The sequence below is a fragment of the Chryseobacterium sp. CG10_8 genome (assembly GCF_058117085.1).
In genome coordinates this window covers 1-21,465 of record NZ_JBYVEB010000055.1, presented here as the reverse complement: position 1 = coordinate 21,465, position 21,465 = coordinate 1, and the positions used below count along the sequence as shown (strand labels likewise).

At 33.9% G+C, this 21,465-nt stretch carries 21 protein-coding genes; 12 read left to right on the top strand and 9 right to left on the bottom strand.

The genetic code is table 11. The features are described from left to right. Positions 1-312 precede the first annotated feature (312 nt). The 7 genes from AC4AGG_RS10010 to lpxB form a co-directional block, all read right to left on the bottom strand. Complete coding sequence (locus AC4AGG_RS10010) at positions 313-648, bottom strand: VanZ family protein (RefSeq protein ID WP_489771855.1); 336 nt, start codon at positions 646-648, stop codon at positions 313-315. Positions 649-673: 25 nt separating this feature from the next. Further along, complete coding sequence (gcvH, locus tag AC4AGG_RS10005) at positions 674-1,051, bottom strand: glycine cleavage system protein GcvH (protein ID WP_489771854.1); 378 nt, start codon at positions 1,049-1,051, stop codon at positions 674-676. 86 nt (positions 1,052-1,137) lie between these two features. Further along, a complete protein-coding gene (locus AC4AGG_RS10000; RefSeq protein ID WP_489771853.1) occupies positions 1,138-1,899 on the bottom strand; it encodes a succinate dehydrogenase/fumarate reductase iron-sulfur subunit in 762 nt (253 codons plus the stop codon). A gap of 21 nt (positions 1,900-1,920) precedes the next feature. Continuing rightward, on the bottom strand, positions 1,921-3,933 hold the full coding sequence (locus AC4AGG_RS09995) for a fumarate reductase/succinate dehydrogenase flavoprotein subunit (RefSeq protein WP_489771852.1): 2,013 nt from the start codon (positions 3,931-3,933) through the stop codon (positions 1,921-1,923). A gap of 53 nt (positions 3,934-3,986) precedes the next feature. After that, positions 3,987-4,643, bottom strand: a complete 657-nt coding sequence (locus AC4AGG_RS09990; protein WP_489771851.1) for a succinate dehydrogenase cytochrome b subunit — start codon at positions 4,641-4,643, stop codon at positions 3,987-3,989. 103 nt (positions 4,644-4,746) lie between these two features. Beyond that, on the bottom strand, positions 4,747-6,516 hold the full coding sequence (locus AC4AGG_RS09985; RefSeq protein WP_489771850.1) for a ComEC/Rec2 family competence protein: 1,770 nt from the start codon (positions 6,514-6,516) through the stop codon (positions 4,747-4,749). Between the two features lie 57 nt (positions 6,517-6,573). Further along, positions 6,574-7,677, bottom strand: a complete 1,104-nt coding sequence (lpxB, locus tag AC4AGG_RS09980; protein WP_489771849.1) for a lipid-A-disaccharide synthase — start codon at positions 7,675-7,677, stop codon at positions 6,574-6,576. Between the two features lie 103 nt (positions 7,678-7,780). Here lpxB and AC4AGG_RS09975 point away from each other — a divergent pair, with 103 nt between their 5' ends. The 3 genes from AC4AGG_RS09975 to AC4AGG_RS09965 all read left to right on the top strand — a co-directional run bounded on the left by AC4AGG_RS09975 (position 7,781) and on the right by AC4AGG_RS09965 (position 10,311). Beyond that, positions 7,781-8,290 carry a DUF2480 family protein gene (locus tag AC4AGG_RS09975; protein WP_489771848.1) on the top strand — a complete coding sequence of 170 codons (510 nt, stop codon included), beginning with the start codon at positions 7,781-7,783 and terminating at the stop codon, positions 8,288-8,290. A gap of 7 nt (positions 8,291-8,297) precedes the next feature. Then, positions 8,298-9,557 carry a protein O-mannosyl-transferase family gene (locus AC4AGG_RS09970; protein WP_489771847.1) on the top strand — a complete coding sequence of 420 codons (1,260 nt, stop codon included), beginning with the start codon at positions 8,298-8,300 and terminating at the stop codon, positions 9,555-9,557. Between the two features lie 100 nt (positions 9,558-9,657). Then, on the top strand, positions 9,658-10,311 hold the full coding sequence (locus AC4AGG_RS09965) for a DUF937 domain-containing protein (RefSeq protein ID WP_489771846.1): 654 nt from the start codon (positions 9,658-9,660) through the stop codon (positions 10,309-10,311). An 81-nt stretch (positions 10,312-10,392) separates the two neighbouring features. On the opposite strand, the gene AC4AGG_RS09960 is transcribed toward AC4AGG_RS09965, so the two are convergent. After that, positions 10,393-10,761 carry a 30S ribosomal protein THX gene (locus AC4AGG_RS09960; RefSeq protein ID WP_489771845.1) on the bottom strand — a complete coding sequence of 123 codons (369 nt, stop codon included), beginning with the start codon at positions 10,759-10,761 and terminating at the stop codon, positions 10,393-10,395. A gap of 174 nt (positions 10,762-10,935) precedes the next feature. Here AC4AGG_RS09960 and AC4AGG_RS09955 point away from each other — a divergent pair, with 174 nt between their 5' ends. From AC4AGG_RS09955 to AC4AGG_RS09915, 9 genes are all read left to right on the top strand, one after another. After that, positions 10,936-11,478 (top strand): hypothetical protein, encoded by a 543-nt coding sequence (locus tag AC4AGG_RS09955; protein ID WP_489771844.1) that lies wholly within the window; start codon positions 10,936-10,938, stop codon positions 11,476-11,478. Positions 11,479-11,489: 11 nt separating this feature from the next. Further along, positions 11,490-12,089 carry a DUF2975 domain-containing protein gene (locus tag AC4AGG_RS09950; protein ID WP_489771843.1) on the top strand — a complete coding sequence of 200 codons (600 nt, stop codon included), beginning with the start codon at positions 11,490-11,492 and terminating at the stop codon, positions 12,087-12,089. 10 nt (positions 12,090-12,099) lie between these two features. Continuing rightward, on the top strand, positions 12,100-12,675 hold the full coding sequence (locus tag AC4AGG_RS09945; protein WP_489771842.1) for a DUF2975 domain-containing protein: 576 nt from the start codon (positions 12,100-12,102) through the stop codon (positions 12,673-12,675). Between the two features lie 3 nt (positions 12,676-12,678). Next, complete coding sequence (locus tag AC4AGG_RS09940; RefSeq protein WP_489771841.1) at positions 12,679-12,888, top strand: helix-turn-helix domain-containing protein; 210 nt, start codon at positions 12,679-12,681, stop codon at positions 12,886-12,888. 26 nt (positions 12,889-12,914) lie between these two features. Further along, positions 12,915-13,352, top strand: a complete 438-nt coding sequence (locus AC4AGG_RS09935) for an ankyrin repeat domain-containing protein (RefSeq protein WP_489771840.1) — start codon at positions 12,915-12,917, stop codon at positions 13,350-13,352. A gap of 135 nt (positions 13,353-13,487) precedes the next feature. After that, positions 13,488-15,671, top strand: a complete 2,184-nt coding sequence (locus tag AC4AGG_RS09930; RefSeq protein ID WP_489771839.1) for a S41 family peptidase — start codon at positions 13,488-13,490, stop codon at positions 15,669-15,671. A 148-nt stretch (positions 15,672-15,819) separates the two neighbouring features. Next, entirely contained in the window at positions 15,820-17,574 is a 1,755-nt protein-coding gene (aspS, locus tag AC4AGG_RS09925) for an aspartate--tRNA ligase (protein WP_489771838.1), read from the top strand. A gap of 838 nt (positions 17,575-18,412) precedes the next feature. After that, entirely contained in the window at positions 18,413-19,372 is a 960-nt protein-coding gene (locus AC4AGG_RS09920) for a Fic family protein (protein WP_489771837.1), read from the top strand. A 69-nt stretch (positions 19,373-19,441) separates the two neighbouring features. Further along, positions 19,442-20,785: a WG repeat-containing protein gene (locus tag AC4AGG_RS09915; RefSeq protein WP_489771836.1), complete on the top strand. Its 1,344-nt coding sequence runs from the start codon at positions 19,442-19,444 to the stop codon at positions 20,783-20,785. 15 nt (positions 20,786-20,800) lie between these two features. On the opposite strand, the gene AC4AGG_RS09910 is transcribed toward AC4AGG_RS09915, so the two are convergent. Then, on the bottom strand, positions 20,801-21,465 hold a 665-nt coding region (locus tag AC4AGG_RS09910; protein ID WP_489771835.1), incomplete at its 5' end, for an SDR family NAD(P)-dependent oxidoreductase.

Genomic DNA, 21,465 nt, shown 5'->3' with positions numbered 1-21,465 from the left:
GCGCAAAGGTATAACTATTTTTTAAACCTGCAAACTTTTTTTTGACTTTTTTTTTAAATCTTTTTTGCCGCCTATTTCCTAATTAATCGCCTTCGCTTCCCATTGTTTGGGAGTGCAAATATAGAGCAAAGTATTTCAATCTTACAAATCTAATTTAACATAATTTTGAATTTGTGCAAAACTAATATTATATAAATTTGATTACCAATCACTTAACTGGCAGCGTACAGTTATCCACATGATCATTATAGATAATAAAACTGCCTCGTAGTAAGAGATTGCGATCATATACTATATATATACGTATATATATTATATAGATGTATTAAGAAAACTCTCGATTTTTTTCGAGAGGAAGTATCCAATTAGTACTCCTATAGTGTCAGCTAGAATATCAAGATTCTCCATAGATCGCCCAAACTTCATTTCTTCCTGAAGAATCTCAGTTAGGAATGCGTAGATAAGCATGATCTGTATAAATACTATGAAAGTTGTTTTCCGAAAGGACAACATAAAGAAAAGCCCTAATGCTGCAAATATTGACACATGAAGAAATTTGTCAACTCCTGAGAACATAAACCAGTACTCTTTGTTCTCTTGCCCTGGGCGTAAAAGCATATAAGTAAGAAATGCCCAATAAATGGGCAAAATCTTACTAATTATTTTGGATAGCTTATCCAAGTGAAGCTTGATATTCTTCTGCAGAAAGCAATTCGCTTTGATCTACAGCTTCATCAATTTGTATTTTAATGATCCAACCTGCTCCATAAGGGTCAGAGTTCAAAAGTTCAGGTGCATCTTCTAATGCTTCATTAAACTCAACAACTTTCCCTGAAAGAGGTAAAAAAAGATCGGATACAGTTTTAACGGCTTCAACACTACCGAAAACATCTCCTGAATTAAGATCTTCATCAACAGTATCTACATCAACAAAAACAATATCTCCTAATTCGCCTTGTGCAAAATCAGTAATCCCTATTGTTGCTGTATTACCTTCAATCTTGATCCATTCGTGATCTTTAGTGTACTTAAGTTCTGCTGGTATGTTCATTTTGATTTATATATTTTAACAAATATAATGAAGATATTTGATACGTCACCAAAATGGTTTCATCAAATATCTTCAACATATATTATTTAATCTAAAGTTGCTTTGATAAACTCTCTGTTTAGTCTTGCTATATTCTCTAGAGAAATTCCTTTTGGACATTCTACTTCGCAAGCTCCGGTATTGGAACAGTTTCCGAATCCTTCTTCGTCCATGGCTTTCACCATATTAAGAACTCTTCTACTTGCTTCTACTCTACCCTGTGGTAATAATGCATATTGAGAAACTTTGGCTCCAACAAATAGCATTGCACTACCATTCTTACATGTCGCAACACAAGCACCACAACCAATACATGCTGCCGCGTCCATCGCTTTATCAGCATCTTCTTTTGGAATAAGAATAGAATTAGCGTCAGTTGTCTTCCCGGAAGTATTTACAGATATAAATCCTCCTGCTGCCATAATCTTGTCAAACGCACTTCTGTCTACAACCAAATCTTTGATTACTGGAAAAGCAGCACTTCTCCAAGGTTCGATGGTAATGGTCTCGCCATCTTTAAAATGACGCATGTGAAGCTGACAAGTTGTGATTCCTGTATCTGGCCCGTGGGCTCTACCGTTAATATATAAAGAACACATTCCGCAAATACCTTCACGACAGTCATGATCAAAAGCAACTGGTTCTTTTCCTTCGTTAACCAAATTCTCATTCAACATGTCTAACATCTCAAGGAAAGAGGAATCTGGGGAAACATCAGAAATCTTGTAAATTTCAAATAACCCTTTTGATTTATTGTTTTTCTGTCTCCAAATTTTCAGAGTCAGATGAAGTCCTTTTTTTGCACTCATAATACTTACTGTTTTTGGAGATTATTTATATGACCTTGTTTTCACTTCAATGTTTTCATACACTAATTCTTCTTTATGAAGAATTTCTGCATTGATATCCGCTCCATTATATTGCCAAGCTGCAACATATTTGAAGTTGATGTCATCACGCTCTGCTTCACCTTCTGGTGTTGCATGATCCCAACGGAAATGACCTCCACAAGATTCTTCTCTGGCAAGAGCGTCTTTTGCCATCAGTTGTCCTAGTTCCAAAAAGTCAGCAACTCTAAAGGCTTTTTCAAGTTCGGTATTCATCCCGTTGTTGTCTCCAGGAACTTTTACATTCTTCCAGAACTCTTTTCTTACTTCTTCAATCTCAACGATTGCTTCTTTCAAACCTTCAGGTGTTCTACCCATTCCAACTTTGTTCCACATAATGTGTCCCAATTTTTTATGGAAGTGGTCTACTGAATGCGTTCCATTATTATTGAGGAAGAAATCAACTTTATCATTAATCTCTTTTTCAGCTTCAGCAAATGCACTAGAGTCAGTTGGAATTGCTCCTGTTCTAATATCCGCAGAAAGATAATCTGCGATCGTATAAGGAAGTACAAAATAACCATCCGCTAAACCTTGCATCAAAGCAGAAGCTCCTAATCTGTTTGCACCGTGGTCAGAGAAATTAGCTTCTCCAATAACGAAACATCCAGGAATAGTAGATTGTAAGTTATAATCTACCCAAACTCCACCCATTGTATAGTGAACCGCAGGGTAAATCTTCATAGGAGTTACATACGGATTATCAGCTGTGATTTTTTCGTACATCACAAAAAGGTTTCCATATTTTTCCTCAACCCAAGCTTTTCCTAAATCATAGATCTGCTGTTGAGACGGGTTATGAATATTTTTCTCTAAAGCAGATTCTCTACCTTTTTTCATGATTTCAGTCGAGAAATCTAGGTAAACTCCCTCTTTAGTGTCGTTATTTTCGATTCCGTAACCAGCATCACATCTTTCTTTAGCAGCTCTTGATGCAACGTCACGTGGAACTAAGTTACCAAATGCAGGATATCTTCTTTCCAAGTAATAGTCACGATTTTCTTCTGCAATATTTTCAGGTTTTAATTTTCCTTCGCGAATTGCAACAGCGTCTTCAATATTTTTAGGAACCCAAATTCTACCTGAATTTCTTAAAGATTCGGACATCAAAGTCAATTTAGACTGTTGTGTTCCATGAACAGGAATACAAGTTGGGTGAATCTGCACATAACAAGGGTTTGCAAAATAAGCTCCTTTTTTATGGATTTTCCACGATGCTGAAACGTTACTTCCCATTGCATTCGTAGATAAGAAATAAACATTTCCGTAACCTCCAGAAGCAATAACTACAGCGTGTGCTGAATGCCTTTCAATTTCACCAGTTACCAAATTTCTAGTGATGATACCTCTTGCTTTTCCGTCTACAATTACCAAGTCCATCATTTCGTGACGGTTGTACATTTTGATACGTCCTTTACCAATTTGACGACTCATTGCAGAATAAGCTCCCAAAAGCAACTGTTGTCCAGTTTGACCTTTTGCATAAAATGTTCTTTTTACCTGGGTTCCTCCAAAAGAACGATTGTCTAATTGACCACCGTATTCTCTACCAAAAGGAACACCTTGCGAAACACATTGGTCAATAATGTTTCCAGATACTTCTGCTAAACGATATACGTTAGCTTCTCTTGCTCTATAGTCTCCACCTTTAATAGTGTCGTAGAAAAGTCTGTAGATGGAATCACCATCGTTTTGATAATTTTTAGCAGCATTAATACCACCTTGCGCAGCAATTGAGTGCGCTCTTCTAGGCGAATCTTGATAACAAAACGCCTTCACATTATAACCTTGTTCAGCTAAAGTTGCAGCAGCAGAACCTCCTGCTAAACCTGTACCTACAACGATAATATCAATCTTGTCACGGTTGTTTGGCGCAACAAGGTTCATGTGGTCTTTATGATTACTCCACTTGTCCTTTAGCGGACCTGCAGGGATTTTAGAATCTAATTTGCTCATATTGAGATTTTTAGAAAAATTAATTTAATTTATTAAAACGCGACTATAACTCACTAAGCACTTACAAAATGAAAAAGAGCCACTGCAATAAATCCTAAAGGAATTAAAATCGAATACCAAGTTCCAAGACTTTGTACAGTCTTAAGATACTTTGGATGTCTTGCTCCAACCGATTGAAAAGAAGATTGGAAACCATGTGCTAAATGTAAGCCCAATAAAACAAAGGCTAAAACATAGATGGCCACTCGCCACCACACAGAAAATTTCGCCTGCAATTCAGCGTAATCAGAAGAAATCGCTTCTCCACCAAAATAATTCCTATTAAGTGTAGGAATCCAGAAGTCAGCAAAGTGTAATAACAAAAATGCTAAAACCACTGCTCCAGAGATAATCATGTTTCTTGACATCCATGTAGAATTAGCTGACGCTCCATTAACCGCATACTTCACTGGTCTCGCTTGATTGTTTTTCATTTCCAAAACGAATCCCATTACAAAATGGAAAATTACCGCAAAAGCCAATACTGGTTGCATCAAAAATTGGATGTACCATGCATGACCCATGAAATGCGACGCTTCGTTGAAAACATTCTCGCTGAAAACGGAAGTAAGATTAATTGCTAAATGAATTACCAAGAAAACGAGCAAGAACATTGCAGACAATGCCATTGCATACTTTCTACCTATTGTAGAACTCGTCAAACCTGCCATAAAAGTTTAAATTTGAATTTCCACAAAGTTAAAAAAAATGCATCTTTGAGGCTAGTGAGAATTGTCACTAATACATAGTTTATAATACTTCTAAATAAGGACCTCACTTGATTTCATAGCGATTTCCAGAAACAATTAATACGGCTACTTTCTCTGGAATTACCACGATTTCAACATTATCCGTTCGCCGATAGGTTAGATATGGGTTAATAATAAAATTTTGAAGCCGCTCTTTATCCACCTCTTTTGGAATGTAGAAATAAACTTTATCCCCATTCTTCACAGAAAGCACCTGATGATTAAAAAACCGATGACCGAGGACCTCAGATTGATTTCGATGATAGTATCCCAAAAATATTCGAAGCGAAATAAAAGCCAAAATCAAGTACGAAAACATGACGAGTTTTCTTACACTAAAATTGACTAAAAGCGATCTCATTCTAAAAATCACTACACAAAGCATGATTAGTTCAAGAAAATCAAAAGGGATTTTTTGCACAATAGCAAAATCAACCTCCGAAAACACATGCACTAACTTTAAGAATTGCGAAATAACGAAATCATAAAATCTGAACAACAAATCCCAATTGAATGAAAGGGCATTAACAAAAGTAACCAACAAAGAAATAATGATCAAAATCTCAGCAATAGGTATAATCACGAGATTCGAAACCAAGGAAACCACAGAAAACTGATGAAAGTAAAAAAGGACTAACGGCAATGTACCTAACTGAGCTGCGAGTGTCATCGAAAATACATCAAGAAACAACTTCTTCATTTTTCCCATTTTGTCTTTTTTCCAAAAGGACTGAATTGGAGAATTCAACCAAAAAATTCCAAAAACGGCAGAAAAACTAAGTTGAAATCCCACATCGAACAATTGTTGAGTATCCCAGCAAAGAATAATCAAAGCTGCCAAAGATAGAGAATGGAGTAAGTCGGGCTTACGGTTCAGAATTTGAAAAATATAATAAACCGTCAACATAATACTTGCCCTCACAACAGAATTTCCAAACCCTATAAAAACAGTAAATATCCATATTGAAAGTAAAGCCATCGCAATACTAAACTTTCTTTTCCAAGGAAAAAGCAACCGAAAAAACCAAAAGAACATTCCGAAAATAATCACCACATGCCCACCGGAAATCGCCAACAAATGTACAACACCACTTCTTTGAAAATCTTTAACGGTATCACCGTCCATTTCCGTCCGGTCAGCTAAAATAATTGCCTTTACAAAGTTTTGAGAATCCCTATTAAGAGAAGAATGTTCAATATTTTTCAAGACATTTAGCCGAGCTTGTTTGATTTGATTATAGAAGGAAACATCCCTTTTCGGCAATTTCTCAAGATTTTTGGAGAAAAACATCTGATAGAAAATATCCTTTCTTGCAAGGTATCGATAGTAGTCAAAACGAAAATTACTTGCATCATTTTGTACTTTATAAACAAAGACCTCAGCTTTATAATAATGTAAAAAATCTAATTCAGGGAACTCATGAGGAATTGAAAGAACAACGTTAAAATTTTGATGAGAATTTTGAACCGTCACCTCATACCTTTTATTCTTTGCATTAGAATTTAGTTTCTTCTCTAATTGAAAGATCACTGTTTCCTTAGTACAAAGCTCAATTTTTGGAGGTGTATACTGATGAAAATGATGAAGCAACGCTCCCATCATAACAAAGAAAATGATAAGGCTTACGTGTCTACCTTTGATTCCTAATCGAATTCGTCGAAAAAAGACAAGAAAAGAAAGCAATGAAAACCCAAGTAATCCAAGAATCCAACTGATGGGCAACACAAAATAATCCTGAAAAACAATTCCAAGAATAAAACCTAAACAAAGAATTAAAAGTGGTTGCTTATTCAATCTTTACCTTTATCTACATAAAAATAAAGATAATAAATTAAAATATTATTAGGAAAATCACCCTTTTACAATAATCTCAGCTGCATTCTGGCTTGCTCCTTTCCCACCCAGTTTCTCACGAAGAAGTTGGTAATTATGAAGAATGCTTTGCCGATTTTCACCAAGAACCAATTGCAGTTCTCTGACTAAATTCTCGGAGGTAAGTTCGTTTTGAATCAATTCGGTGACAACTTCCTTGTCCATGATTAGGTTAACAAGTGAAATGTATTTGATATTTTTAATCAATCTTTTCCCAATTTCATAGGAAACCCAGCTTCCACGATAACAGACTACTTCTGGAATATTCAACAATGCTGTTTCTAAAGTTGCTGTTCCTGAAGTCACCAACGCTGCTTTGGAACACCTCAATAAGTCATAGGTTTTATTGGAAACAAAATGAACATCATCATCTACAAATTTTTCATAAAACTCCTTCGGCAAACTTGGAGCTCCTGCTATTACAAACTGATAATCTGGAAAACGTGACCTTACGGAAAGCATCATTTGCAACATTTTTTCAACCTCTTGTTTTCGAGAACCCGGCAAAAGTGCGATAATTTCTTTCTCATTAAGCCCATAATCCTTCCTAAATTGCTCAGGATGAATTTCTGGAAGTCCCGAAATCGCATCTAATAAAGGATGACCAACAAAATGTGCATCAACTTGGTGCTTTTTATAAAAATCCTTTTCAAAAGGAAGAATCACCAACATTTCGTCAACGTATTTTTTAACCGTCTCTACCCTTCCTTCCTTCCATGCCCAAAGCTGCGGGGAAATATAATAGACTACTTTAATTCCTAATTTCTTTGCAAATTCTGCGACCCTTAAATTAAAACCAGGGTAATCAATTAGAATTAAAACATCTGGACGGTGTTTCTGAATATCTTGTTTGCAGAATTTTATGTTGTTGAGAATTGTTTTCAGATTTTTAGCAACCTCTAAAAAACCCATAAAAGCAAGGTCCTTGTAATGCTTCACTGGTTTCTCTCCAGAAGCTGCCTCCATAAGGTCACCTCCCCAAAAACGAAATTCCGCTTGAGGGTCTTCAACTTTCAACGCTTTGATGAGATTACTTCCATGTAAATCACCTGACGCTTCTCCTGCAATGATATAGTATTTCAATGTTTTAGATGTTAGATATTAGATTTCAGATGTTTGATTTGAGATATTGAAATCTAACAAACCAATTATTTAACTTAATTTTGTGTAAAGATAATAATAAAAAATGTCCGAAGAATTCGAAATAAAAAACCGTGTTGCTGAAAGTGGCCTCATTAATTTTGACCTTTCAACATTGGTCCCAAAAGGGGAGCGAAAAGGTATTGACCTCAAAGATTTTCTTTGGGAAGGTATGATTCTGAAAGAAAAAGACTTTCGGGAAAAAGCAGAAGCGATCAATGTAGCTGAGTATAAAGATTGTTATGTCTACATTTACAATTCGGCAGATGCGATTGTTCCACTTTGGGCATATTTCCTGATTACCGCAAAATTGACGGATGTAACCAAAAAAATTATTTTCGGTAATCACGAAGATTTGGAAGTTCTATTGATGCATAATGCCATACAGACTCACGATTTTACAGAAATGATTGGAAAAAGAGTCTTGGTCAAAGGATGCACCGACAAAGAAATCCCAGAAAATGCTTACATCGAATTGGTGGAACAGCTAAAACCAATTGTGAAATCATTGATGTTTGGTGAAGCTTGTAGCAATGTACCTATTTTTAAAAAATGAAAATTTGATGAAAAGTCGTATAAGTGCAATTCTCATTTTCATACTTTTTCTTGTAATTTATTGGCTGGGAAGTAGCACTAAAATAACATTTGGAGATTGTATTGGTTTTGTCTTATCGGTCGAAATTGACGACTGGGAAACTGTGGCCACTCCTTTATCACACTTTTTATATTCTAATTCGGTTCTTTTTCTTAAGCATCTCACTTCACTGGATGCAAAAACAATTAGTAAAATATTTGTTGTCACTTCCTCTGCGTTTTGTATCACAATTTTCTACTTTATCATCCTTTACTGGGGCAAAAAAAATTGGATGGCTATTGTGACATCATGTATCCTGGGATTTAGTTTTACCTTTTGGCGAAATGCAGAAATTGTAGAAGTGTACACCTTCTATGCGATTTGGCTTGCTCTTTATCTTCTAAATGTTATAAAATTTTGGAATACCTTAGACTCCAAATATTTAATTTTAGCCTCCATCTTCTACGGGATTAGTTTTTGGGCACATATTTTAAGTATTACTATTTTACCTGGATTTTTATTATTAATCCATTTTGCGAATACCGATTCCAAGACCAAATATAAAAGCCTAATAATTTTCGCACTGTTTTTTTCATCGCTTTTTGTCCTAAACATTTTACAAGGACTTCCTTTCAACGCTGTATATTCTTCTGGAAGATTTAATTGGGTTGGTAACTCATTTCTTAAATCACCATTACAATATGCGAAAGATGCTGTCAAAGCCTTTGGATATCTTATATATAATTTCAATATTTTTACCCTATTAGGATTTTGGGGAATTTGGAAATTATACCAAAAAGATAAAAAGCTCTTTTGGATCCTATTCCTTTCCGCAGTTGGAAATTTTGGATTCGGAACCATATATGCCGTCACTGATAATTATGTATTTTTCTTTCCCTTCAATTTGGTTTTTGCAATGTTGATTGGTTACGGCTTAGCAAACTGGAATTGGAGCAAAACCAAGTACGTTTCTTATTCATGCTTTTTCATCCCATTCTTCTATCTACTTAGTTACAAAACCATCTCAAACACTGAAATAGGAAGAGAATTTAATGAATTCAAATCCTATAAAGGAGGACTAAAATACTACCTAATCCCATGGCTAACAAATAATGTTGGAATCGTAGAAATCACCATCGAAAACCCAGAAACACCAGAAAATATAGAATGGATGAAAGACACCGCCAAAGATTATATTAAGTTGAAACAGGCGCAAGGATGGTCCATTGAAGAAATAAAAAAACAGTAAAATAAAACTTTAACATAAGTTTATCATTAATAGAAAATATTTTCGGAATGCTTTTTGTTAAATTTGGAAAGCGTTTAACTTTTAATTTAAATAAAAAACTATGAGTCTATTAGATTTAATTTCCGGGCTTTCCAACAGTCCAGCTGCAGAACAGTCAGAAAACAAATTTGGAATTTCTAAAAGTCAAATGATTGCTTTAGCTGTGGTAGCTGCGCCTTTGATTATAGGGTATTTAAAAAATAAATCCCAGGATGCAAAAGAAGCTGAATCTTTGAACAACGCTTTGGACAAGGACCATGACGGAAGTATCTTGAACGACCTTTCTCAAGCTGAATCAAGACAAGCTGAAGGTGGTTCTATTTTGGATCATATTTTTGGAGGACAAAAAGCTCAAGTGGAAAATTCTTTGTCAGAAAAAACCGGAATTTCTATGAGCAAAATTGGACCTATCTTAGCAACATTAGCACCTATCATCATGGGATACATCGGTCAACAAAAGCAACAAAATAATGTTGGTGCAGGTGGACTTGGCGATTTATTAGGTGGTATTTTAGGTGGTGCTCAACAACAAGTTCAACAACAAGAATCTAATCCTTTGAACGACATTCTTGGTCAAGTATTAGGTGGAGGCTCTCAGGCTTCTTCTGGTGGAGGACTTGGTGACATCCTTGGAAGCGTTCTTGGTGGAGGTGGAAACCAAAAGCAAAGCGGAGGATTAGGAGACCTTCTTGGCGGAATTTTGGGAGGAAAATAATTCTAACAATAAAATTCATTAAACAAAAAACCGAAGAAATTCTTCGGTTTTTTGCTTTTTCATTCTTTATGATAGCCCTTCTTATTTTTGACCTACAGCTTTGAAATCACCAATATTTTTGATGATAAGACCATCCACTTCTTCGTGAGTTAAGATCTTCTTTCCAAGTTCTACCTTCAAAGCACTTCCAAGTTCAACTAATTTTGCACGATTGTCTTTGGAAGACGACAGACCATTCTTTTTCAAATGATAATTGAGTTCATGATCTTCACTGAAATTAACCGTATCTCTGTCCGCATTTGAAGTAACTTCTTTCACTTTAGATGCAGGTTTTACATCTTTAGGTTTTGCAACAAATGATGCTGAACTTCCCCTTTTTCTAGGTCGAGTCTTTCCGTAACTTCCATTGGTAACTTTACCTCTTCTAGATTTGATATCTCCTTTTCCCATATTATTTTGTTTTTGATTCTCACGAAGTTAAACATTTTTTTTTGAAATAGATTTCACCATGAAAAAAATCATCTTTGATTTTCAATATGTTAAGCTAAATTATATCAATTTTAAATAATTTTTTATCGTTTTACGATAATTATTTATACATTTGCGATATAAATATTTAAAATTATGAAAAAGTCAAATTTCATCCTTGTTCTACTTAAAATTGCTTTTTGGGTAATGTACATCGGCTTGGGGATTTCCACAATAATGTATGGCGTATTTTTTCTTTTGAAAATCTACTCTTACATAAGTGGTGAAGTATTATTTAGCAACTTTTCGATGATTCCATTCAAAATAATTTTCCAAAACATGGATCAATTAGGAAAAGGAGCACCAATTATTATTCTTCTAACAAGTATATTCTATGCATTAGAGGCTAACCTTATATTGACTGTCATTAGAGTTTTGGATAAAGTCAATCTTAAGAATCCCTTCTCGGTCGAAGTATATCGTTTGATTTCCAAAATATCAACTTTATCTTTGATATTAGGGATATTTTCTATTGGAGTGGGGATTATTGCAGAGCTCGTTAAGAACAAAATAGCTATAACCTCAACGATTGGAGACGAAGATTACAATTTTCTTGTTTTCGCAGGTATCATATATATAATAGGAATCATCTACAAAAGAGGTGTTGACCTGCAATCCGAAAACGAATTAACTATTTAAACATAAGCATTATGAAACTCATTGGCGAAAATTCCGTTTCGAAGTATTTAAGTTACTTTTTCCTTGTGCTTTTTTGCATTGTCTTTTTTCATTTCGTTTATGAAATGATAGGTTTTGCAGTTTGCTATTACAACTTTAAAACAGATAATCAGTTACTCTCTAACTTCTTTATTTTAGGAAATGACGTAGGTTGGTCACAAAATCAATGGACACAACCAATGAATAACCTTTTAAAATTCAAATTCTATTATCCTTTTACGGAACAAAATTTATTTACTGGGATATTTTCTCTGGCAACTTTCTTAATCACTTTTATCAATAAATTGTTCATGTCGGCTCTTTTGTTTAGCATGTACAAAATATTGAAAGAACTAAGCAAAGAGAAATTCTTCAACATACAATCTATTTCTTGGTTAAAGAGGTTTGCAATTATCAATATTGCTTATTTTCCTGTTTACATGGTTGTTTGGATGTTAATAACAAGAAATATATTTACACCTACTCCATTCTTTACCTTTTTTATTTTTCTGTTGGGAATTTTTATGCTTTTCGTAATTGAATTTTTCAAAAAAGGCTATGACCTACAATCTGAAAATGATTTAACCATTTAATAACACTGTCATGAAAATTATAGGCAAAAACTCACTTCTATATTGGCTTCGCATTCCATTTTCTATTTATGTTATCGGTTTTATTACTGTAAGTGTATGGATATTTAGTCTAATGTTCTATTACATTTTTACAGGAATAACCAATTCTTTCATATCTAAAAGTAGTTGGGGAGCACCAAATAATAATGGTCAAATCAATTCCGAAATCATCCAGTTTCAATATCCTTTTACAAAAATGGTTTTAGCAACTGAAAATACAACCGAAGGAATTACGCTCGCTTTTATTGGCTTGCTTTCAATTTGCTTCATTTTATTCTTTGTAATGAGAATTGTATCTAAGCTTTCAAAGGACGAAATTTTCACAAAGGATATCATTGGTGATTTAAAATTCTTAGGATTCGGTTTGATGGCTTTTGGAATTATCACTTTGCTGATAGATATTACCAACGGATTTAGTGGAAAACCTAACACGTATGATACTACACCTCCTCTAATTTACATACTCACTGGATTGATATTAATTTTCTTAAAGGAAATTTTCGCGAAAGGATACAAAATTCAAGAAGAAAACGACTTAACCATATAAACTATGCCTATCATTATCAACATCGACGTCATGCTTGCCAAACGCAAAATGCAGTCGCAAGAATTAGCAGAAAAAATAGGCATTACACAAGCCAACCTTTCCATCTTAAAGACAGGAAAAGCAAAAGCATTAAAGCTTTCAACATTGGAAGCCATTTGCAAAGCCTTAGATTGTACACCAGGAGATATTCTGGAATATGTCCCAGAAAAATAATTTCAAACCCATTAAAAAATACTACAATGAAAAAAACACTTTTAATTTTTGGATTACTGACTTCCACCCTATTCTTTTCGCAAGAAATAACTCCCCAAATGAAAGGAATGCTGGAATATGACAATATTGATGAGTTTTCAACTTACGTTACCAAAGACGATCTCAACAAATGTTTCCAAGTCAAAGAAGCTTCTTATTCTTTGCTTGCTCTTTCAATAAAATTGAATCGTCCAAAATTCTTCAACAAACTCATTGAAGAAAAAGCTGACCTCGACTGGATTTGCGAAGACAAAACTCCTCTGATGTATGCTGCAAAATATGGAAATGTAGAATTCGCAAAAAAATTAATAGAAAACGGAGCCGACAAAAACAAAAAATCAGAAAGAGGAAGCACTGCCCTCGAATATGCCAAAAAGTATAACCAACCTGAGATTGTAAAACTTTTGGAATCGCCAGCCAAATAAGTGTTAATTCCTTTAAGAGCAACCAACTTTTAAAGATGTTAAAATACTTCATAACTTCTTAAAGAATGATAAAATGGAGCTCCAACGCTTTTCAATTGATTCGCCTCAATATACATTTGACAAAAAAATACACCAATGAAAAAGCTACAACTTTCTTTATTATTTTTCATTTTCTCATTATTCATTTATGGGCAAGATCTCAATCTGAGTTTCGAAAAAGCTGAAAAAAATCTACCATCTGGATGGTTTGCAATTAGTCAAAAGGACAACAATATCTCCATCGACCAAAAAATAAAACAAGAGGGCAGCCAATCCATGCTAATTACCAATTCGGATGAAAAGGAATTTTCAGGCGTTGGTTTTAATTTACCAAAGAATTATGATGGAAAAAAAATCACCCTTTCTGGATATTTGAAAACTGAAGCAGCAGATGGTTTTGCAGGACTCTGGATGCGAATTGACCCCGAAATCGCATTTGACAATATGCAAAATCAGGAAATTAAAGGGGACAACGACTGGAAAAAATACGAAATCACCCTTCCTATGAATCCCGAAAAAACCAAACAAATAGTGATCGGTGCGTTACTTGTTGGCAAAGGAAAAGTTTGGGTGGATGATTTAAAAATAAGTATCGACGGGAAAGATATTTCAAAAGCTATTGCTTTTGAAAAAAAACTAACGAAAGTTGATATGGATAAAGAATTCGACTCGGGTTCTAAAATCTCCAATCTGGCAATCGATTCCAAAAACGTTGATAACCTTAAGAATTTAGGGTTAATTTGGGGATATCTCAAATATTATCATCCACGGGTGGCGGAAGGCAATTACAATTGGGATTATGAACTTTTCAGAATTTTACCCAAAATCAACAATCTAAGTCCTAACAAAAGAGATGAAATTCTAACAAATTGGATTAAAGGCTTGGGCGAATTTGAAACCACAAAAATAAAAGAACCCGAAAGTGACAAAATCAAAATCCGTCCAGATTTAGATTGGATCACCAACTCTGGGTATTCCAAAGATCTCACTCAACTCCTATTAAGAATTAAGGAAGCAAAAAGACCACAAAAAAATTATTACCTTGATTTCGTCAAACAAGTAGGTAACCCAATTTTCGAAAACGAAAATGCCTACGAAAAAATGACTTATCCTGACGAAGGATTCCGATTATTGTCGCTTTTCCGATATTGGAATGTGATTCAGTACTGTTTTCCTTACAAAAACTTGATTGAAAAAGATTGGAAGAATGTCTTAACAGAATTCATCCCAAAATTTATCAATTCCAAAAACGAGACAGAATACACCCTTACATCACTGGCACTTATCGCAAGAATTCATGATACCCATGCTAATATTTGGGGCGGAAACAAAATTTTAACTGAATATTTTGGAGACCGAACCGTACCTGTTGAACTCACTTTTGTGGATGATGAAGCGGTGGTTAAAGAATTCTATAAAATTAAAAACGAAACAGAATCCCAACTTTTAAAAGGCGATATCATCCTCGAAGTGAATGGGAAATCAACCAAACAAATTGTCAGTGATAATTTAGATATAACTCCTGCTTCCAATTATCCTACACAATTAAGAAATATAGGTCATTATCTTTTAAGGAGTAAAGAAAAGTCCATTGATGTTAAAATTTTAAGAGATGGCAACACCAAGTCACTTACGTTAAAAACCGCTCCCCTAAAAGAAATTGATTATAACAACAGAAAAAAAGGAGACTATTACAACAAGCTTAATGATAAAGTTGCTTATTTCTATTTGGGAAGTATTGATTCCAAAAGTATTCCCGATACAATGAAAGAAATCGAAAACACCAAAGGATTAGTTATAGACCTAAGATGTTACCCTTCAGATTTTGTAGTTTTCAGTTTGGGAAGATTTTTAAAGCCCAACCCAACCGAATTTGTAAAATTCTCTCAGACTTCCAATGAAATCCCAGGTCTTTTTACTTTCACTAAAAATCTTGATGTACCAGGAAGCGGAAACAATTATTATAAAGGAAAAATCGCCATTCTTATCAACGAAACAACCCAAAGTCAAGCCGAATATACAACAATGGCATTTCGAACTGCACCTAACTCTAAGGTTTTTGGTTCAACAACCGCTGGCGCAGATGGTAACGTTTCCAAACTATATCTTCCGGGGAACATCATGACAATGATTAGCGGAATTGGTGTCTATTATCCCGATGGAAAAGAAACACAAAGAATAGGAATAGTTCCTGATGTAGAAATCAAACCAACAGTGGAAGGAATCAAAGCTGGAAAAGACGAAGTCTTAGAAAAAGCTTTGGAGTGGATTACTCAATAAAACCATATTAACTATTTTATATTAAAACCCTTTCTTCATTTAAAATGCGGACAGGGTTTTTCCTTTAAAATAATTATCTTTGCAACTTGAAATTTAGACCTCAAAAGTCTAACGTCTAACGTCTAATTATCTAACATCTCAATAAAAAATGTTCAGAACACATACCAATGGCGAATTGTCGCTAAAAAATCTTAATGAAGAAGTAACACTTTCAGGATGGGTACAAACCAGCCGTGACAAAGGATTTATGATTTGGATTGACCTCAGAGACCGCTACGGAATTACGCAGTTGGTTTTTGATGAAGAGCGTTCTTCCAAAGATTTGATGGAACAAGCCAAAAAATTGGGACGTGAATTTGTGATTCAGGTAAAAGGAACCGTGATTGAAAGAACTTCTAAAAATCCAAAAATTCCAACGGGGGAAATCGAGATTTTGGTTTCTGAATTAAATTTATTGAACGAATCTCAACTGCCTCCTTTCACGATTGAAGACGAAACCGACGGTGGCGAAGAATTGAGAATGAAATACCGTTACCTCGACATCAGGAGAAATCCAGTAAAAGATAAATTGATTTTCCGTCACAAGATGGCGCAAAAAGTTAGAAATTATCTCTCTGACAAAGGTTTTATTGAAGTCGAAACTCCGGTTTTAATTAAGTCGACACCAGAAGGCGCAAGAGATTTCGTGGTTCCAAGCCGTATGAATCCGGGACAATTTTATGCATTACCTCAATCACCTCAAACCTTCAAGCAGTTATTGATGGTCGGCGGAATGGACCGTTATTTCCAGATTGTAAAATGTTTCCGTGATGAGGATTTGCGTGCAGACCGTCAACCGGAATTTACCCAAATCGATTGCGAAATGGCGTTTGTAGAGCAAGAAGATGTTCTAAATATTTTTGAGGGAATGACGGCTTCTCTTTTGAAAGATATTTCAGGAAAAGAATTCGGAAAATTCCCAAGAATGACGTTTGAAGAAGCGATGAAAACCTACGGAAACGACAAACCAGACATCCGTTTCGGAATGAAATTCGTAGAACTGAATGAAGAAACCAAAGGCAAAGATTTCAAAATTTTTGATGACGCTGAATTGGTTGTCGGAATTAATGTGGAAGGTTGTGCAGATTATACAAGAAAACAAATCGATGCTTTAATCGATTGGGTAAAACGTCCACAAATTGGTGCAAGCGGAATGGTTTGGATTAAATTTGGAAACGATGGCGTTATTACTTCCAGTGTTAACAAATTCTATAACGAAGAGGATTTAAAGAAAATCGCCGATAAATTTGGCGCAAAACAAGGCGACTTAATGCTCGTTATGAGTGGCGATGCCGGAAAAGTAAGAGCTCAACTTTCAGCTCTTAGAATGGAATTAGGAAATCAATTAGGTTTAAGAAAACCTGATGAATTCGCTCCACTTTGGGTAGTTGACTTCCCACTTTTAGAATGGGACGAAGAAACAGGACGTTATCACGCAATGCACCATCCATTCACCTCACCAAAACCAGAAGACGTTCATTTATTAGAAACTGATCCAGGAAAAGCAAGAGCCAATGCTTACGATATGGTCTTGAACGGAAATGAAATCGGTGGTGGTTCTGTAAGAATTTTTGATAAAGATTTACAGAGTAAAATGTTTGATTTGTTAGGCTTTAGCAAAGAAGAAGCAGAAGCACAGTTCGGATTTTTGATGAATGCCTTTAAATATGGAGCTCCACCTCACGCAGGTTTAGCTTTTGGATTTGATAGATTAGTTGCTATTTTAGATGGAAACGAAGTCATCAGAGATTACATCGCATTCCCGAAAAACAATTCTGGTCGAGACGTGATGATTGACGCACCAAGTCCAATCGCCAATGAACAACTGGACGAACTGGAACTAAAATTAAATTTAAAATCATAAATTAGAGCGAGGAAATTTATTTCCTCGCTTTTTAATATGATTGAGAAAACTATTATAACACTTGCTTTCAGTGAACAAATTGAAAGACAAAATCAACGCTTATTCTTTAAATACATTTGGAAAAAAAGAATCAAAGAGATTAGAAAACTATTATTAATCACTTTTCTGTTCCTAGGAATAGGATTTTTTCCATTGAAGGATTTTGAACAAAGTGCCTTAAATTACATCTTGAGATATGGGGGAACTTTTTCCTTTATCTACCTTTTTTTGATATTATTTCAATATTTACAATCCAAGAAAAAAATTGATGCCAGCATTGAGAGTTATATTCTTGAATTAAAAGAGAATAATATTTATGAAACTTATATATTATTGGACAACGAAAATATTGAATTTCAAAATCCAATAATGAGCACAAAAATAATTTGGAAGAAAACCGCATATTCATTTTATGAAAACTGCATTTTTATTAAAATATTCAATGATTCATTAACATATGTTTTTGACAAAAAAGAATTCGCTAGTGAAGATTGTAAAATCTTACTATCTTTTTTAGAAAAATATTCAATACTGAAAAATTAGCAAAATTATTCATTTTTGAACTCCTTAAACTTGAATTGATTGACGCACCAAGTCCAATCGCTGAAGAACAATTGGACGAACTGGAACTAAAATTAAATTTAAAATCATAAATTAAAATCTTGATTTTTCAATTCAACCCTTTCAGAGTTCTAAACTCTGAAAGGGTTTTTCAATTTTACTGACAATATTTTAACATCAGATAAAAACAAAAAATATACTATCCGATATTAAGAAAATAAATTGTATATTTGTCATTATGAAATGGCAAAACTATCCATATCACTTTGAAGGTCTTGAAAAACAACTCGAAAGAATTCAGCAGAAAAAAGCTGAATTGGATAAATTACGCCCTATTCCGACTTACGCTTTGAAGAGCATTAAAGAAAGTCTGACTTTGGAATGGACTTACAATTCTAACAGTATCGAAGGAAATACGTTGACTTTACAAGAGACCAAAATGGTTTTGGAAAAAGGATTTACCATCAAAGGAAAATCTCTGAGAGAACATTTTGAAGCAGTTAATCATCAAGAAGCAATTGAATATGTAGAAGGCTTGGTTGTGCAGGATTACAATTTGAAGTCATCAGATATTTTGGGCGTTCATCATTTGGTTTTGCAAAAAATTGAAAAAGATTATGCTGGAAAATATAGAACTTCTGGTGTAAGAATTTCGGGAGCAAACTTTGTTCCGCCAAATGCACTGAAAGTTGACGAATACATGACGGAGCTTATTGATTGGACAAATTCAACTGAAATTAATCCAATTATTAAGTCTGCTATTTTTCATCATCGTTTTGTTTGGATTCATCCTTTTTTTGATGGAAACGGAAGAACCGTTCGACTGATTTTCAATTTGTTGTTGATGAAGGAAGGTTTTCCTCCAGCAATTATTTTGAAAAATGACCGAAAGAAATATTACGATGCTCTTAATCAAGCCAACAATGGAGATTATTCTAAAATTTTGCTTTTGGTCTTACAAGCGTTGGAAAGAAGTATTGACATCTACCTTAGCTCTCTTAACAATTCTTACGATCAGTATCAAAATATTTCTGATATTGTGAAAGAGCCAGATGTTCCTTATGGTCAAGATTATGTAAGTCTTTTGGCGAGACAAGGAAAAATAGACGCCTTCAAAGAAGGAAGAAATTGGCTCACAACTAAAGATGCTATTTTTGATTACATCGAAAAAAGGGACCGCAAAAGGATTTTAGAATAATAATTATATTAATTTAGGGCGAGGAAATTTCCTCGCTTTATTAGTTACTACCTTTTTTGCATTAAACTGATGAAAAAAAACTTAATCTTATTTTTGTTTCTCAACATTATATTGTGTCAAGCTCAAAATTTTCGTGTTCCATTTAGAATTGAAAACCTTTGGGGATATGCTGACCAAACAGGTAAAATAATTGTTAATCCTGAATACGATTCTGTTTCAATAGACTATAACAATTTCAGATGGCTTGTTTACAAAAATGGAAAAACAGGCGTCATTGATTCTTTAGGAAATGCGAAAATTTCAGTCGAATACGATTTAATTGAAAGAGAGATTTTACATAGTGAAGATAATGATTTCTACATTGTGAAAGCAGGCAAAGTTGGTTATACCAATATCGACGGAGAAATTATCTTTCCATGTCAATATTATAATATTACGGCTTGTAACGAAATAATGGTTGGTAAAAAATCAAATTTCTTTGTGAAAGAAGATATAGATAGCCTTTGGAAATTAAAAAATTATTCTCAAATAACAATTTTAAATAATATTCAGAAATTCGAAAATTTTCATAATGGAAATTACAAAATCAAAATAAACAACAAATATGGTCTTTATAATGTCAGCCTAAAAAAATGGATTTTTGAACCGCTATATGAAGAGGTAAACTATCTTGACTATAAAAATTCTTATAAAAAGAAACCAGAATACAAAGACTACATATTTTTTGCTAAAAAGGATGATACATACACATTATCAACCCAAAACTTTAGCACAAAATCCTTTAAAGTAGTATTTGATGATTTTTTTGAAAAAAAACAATCATCAGATCATGATGAAATTTACAGTAAACTTGCAAATTTTGGAGAAACAAAAAAAATCACAATAAGTTCTATAGATATTAAGGCGAATAATATTTATTATTTTAATCCTTCCCACATAAATGAAGCGTCAAAAATTAAAGTAATTAAAAACCGAAATAAGTATGGATTAGATATATACTATGGAATATCTATTAAACCAATTAATCCTGAATATGATGAAATACAGATTATTGGCAGTGATGATTATTACGAAAATAACGTGGTTTTATTTAGAAAAAAAAAGAAATGGGGAGTGTTTGACTTCAATAAAATTGATTGGATTACCGATATTATGTACGACTCTATTGAAATTTCCGAATACGGCAATATACTGTTGATTTCACAAAAAAATAGGATTGGATTATATCAGATTAATGAGAGAAGAAATATTTTTGAAAGTCAATTTATTCCACCTAATTACGATAAATTTCTAAAATTAAGTTATGCCACTTCTTTGGATAATCATTACAAAAGTTTTTATGTCTATTATTTTATAAAAAATGGAAAACTTTGCCCAGTTGGAATGAATGGAGTACAATTCTATGAAGACTAAACAATTCTTATTAATTTAAGGCAACTTCGCCACCAAAAATTCAGGCGATAATTTTAGAATCCAATAGATGATTTTCCATTTCCAATTGGGAACAATGGAGAAAGAATTTCCAGCATTGACAATGTAATTGGCGACATAATCAGGTTCCATAATCAAGTTTTTATTGAGGTCTAATCCTTCATTGATTTTGGTATTGATGTAACCGATAACCAAAACATTGACCTCAATATTTCGTGAGGAAAGCTCTTGTCGAAGTCCTGCTAAATATTGGGTGAAAGCAGATTTCGTACTTCCATAGACAAAATTACTCTTCCTTCCTCTTACTCCTGAAAGTGATGAAAGTCCGATGATGCGTTCCAAACTTTTATTGGAAAGGTCATTTGCAATAATATTGAGAATTGAAACAGCTCCCACATAATTAGCCTTCATCATTTGGAAGGTCTTATCAAAATTTTTGAAAGCTTCTTGATTTTGAACCAAAAAACCAACCGCATAAACTACTATCGAAGGATTTACTGAAAGTGAGTTGTAAAAAATTTGATGACTCGCAAAATCAGTTGCATCAAAATATTTCAATTCAATCATATTGGAATCCAACTGATTTTCCTTGACAAAGGATTCAATCGAAGTCAAATCTCGAGAAGCGCCAATAACCGAAAATCCTTTTTCGACATATTTTT

Excerpts from the sequence above, each read along its gene's own strand:
- gcvH (WP_489771854.1), bottom strand. The coding sequence starts at position 1,051 with ATGAACATACCAGCAGAACTTAAGTACACTAAAGATCACGAATGGATC.
- AC4AGG_RS10000 (WP_489771853.1), bottom strand. The coding sequence starts at position 1,899 with ATGAGTGCAAAAAAAGGACTTCATCTGACTCTGAAAATTTGGAGACAG.
- AC4AGG_RS09995 (WP_489771852.1), bottom strand. The coding sequence starts at position 3,933 with ATGAGCAAATTAGATTCTAAAATCCCTGCAGGTCCGCTAAAGGACAAG.
- AC4AGG_RS09990 (WP_489771851.1), bottom strand. The coding sequence starts at position 4,643 with ATGGCAGGTTTGACGAGTTCTACAATAGGTAGAAAGTATGCAATGGCA.
- AC4AGG_RS09975 (WP_489771848.1), top strand. The coding sequence starts at position 7,781 with ATGTCCGAAGAATTCGAAATAAAAAACCGTGTTGCTGAAAGTGGCCTC.
- AC4AGG_RS09970 (WP_489771847.1), top strand. The coding sequence starts at position 8,298 with ATGAAAAGTCGTATAAGTGCAATTCTCATTTTCATACTTTTTCTTGTA.
- AC4AGG_RS09965 (WP_489771846.1), top strand. The coding sequence starts at position 9,658 with ATGAGTCTATTAGATTTAATTTCCGGGCTTTCCAACAGTCCAGCTGCA.
- AC4AGG_RS09960 (WP_489771845.1), bottom strand. The coding sequence starts at position 10,761 with ATGGGAAAAGGAGATATCAAATCTAGAAGAGGTAAAGTTACCAATGGA.
- AC4AGG_RS09955 (WP_489771844.1), top strand. The coding sequence starts at position 10,936 with ATGAAAAAGTCAAATTTCATCCTTGTTCTACTTAAAATTGCTTTTTGG.
- AC4AGG_RS09950 (WP_489771843.1), top strand. The coding sequence starts at position 11,490 with ATGAAACTCATTGGCGAAAATTCCGTTTCGAAGTATTTAAGTTACTTT.
- AC4AGG_RS09945 (WP_489771842.1), top strand. The coding sequence starts at position 12,100 with ATGAAAATTATAGGCAAAAACTCACTTCTATATTGGCTTCGCATTCCA.
- AC4AGG_RS09940 (WP_489771841.1), top strand. The coding sequence starts at position 12,679 with ATGCCTATCATTATCAACATCGACGTCATGCTTGCCAAACGCAAAATG.
- AC4AGG_RS09935 (WP_489771840.1), top strand. The coding sequence starts at position 12,915 with ATGAAAAAAACACTTTTAATTTTTGGATTACTGACTTCCACCCTATTC.
- AC4AGG_RS09930 (WP_489771839.1), top strand. The coding sequence starts at position 13,488 with ATGAAAAAGCTACAACTTTCTTTATTATTTTTCATTTTCTCATTATTC.
- aspS (WP_489771838.1), top strand. The coding sequence starts at position 15,820 with ATGTTCAGAACACATACCAATGGCGAATTGTCGCTAAAAAATCTTAAT.
- AC4AGG_RS09920 (WP_489771837.1), top strand. The coding sequence starts at position 18,413 with ATGAAATGGCAAAACTATCCATATCACTTTGAAGGTCTTGAAAAACAA.
- AC4AGG_RS09915 (WP_489771836.1), top strand. The coding sequence starts at position 19,442 with ATGAAAAAAAACTTAATCTTATTTTTGTTTCTCAACATTATATTGTGT.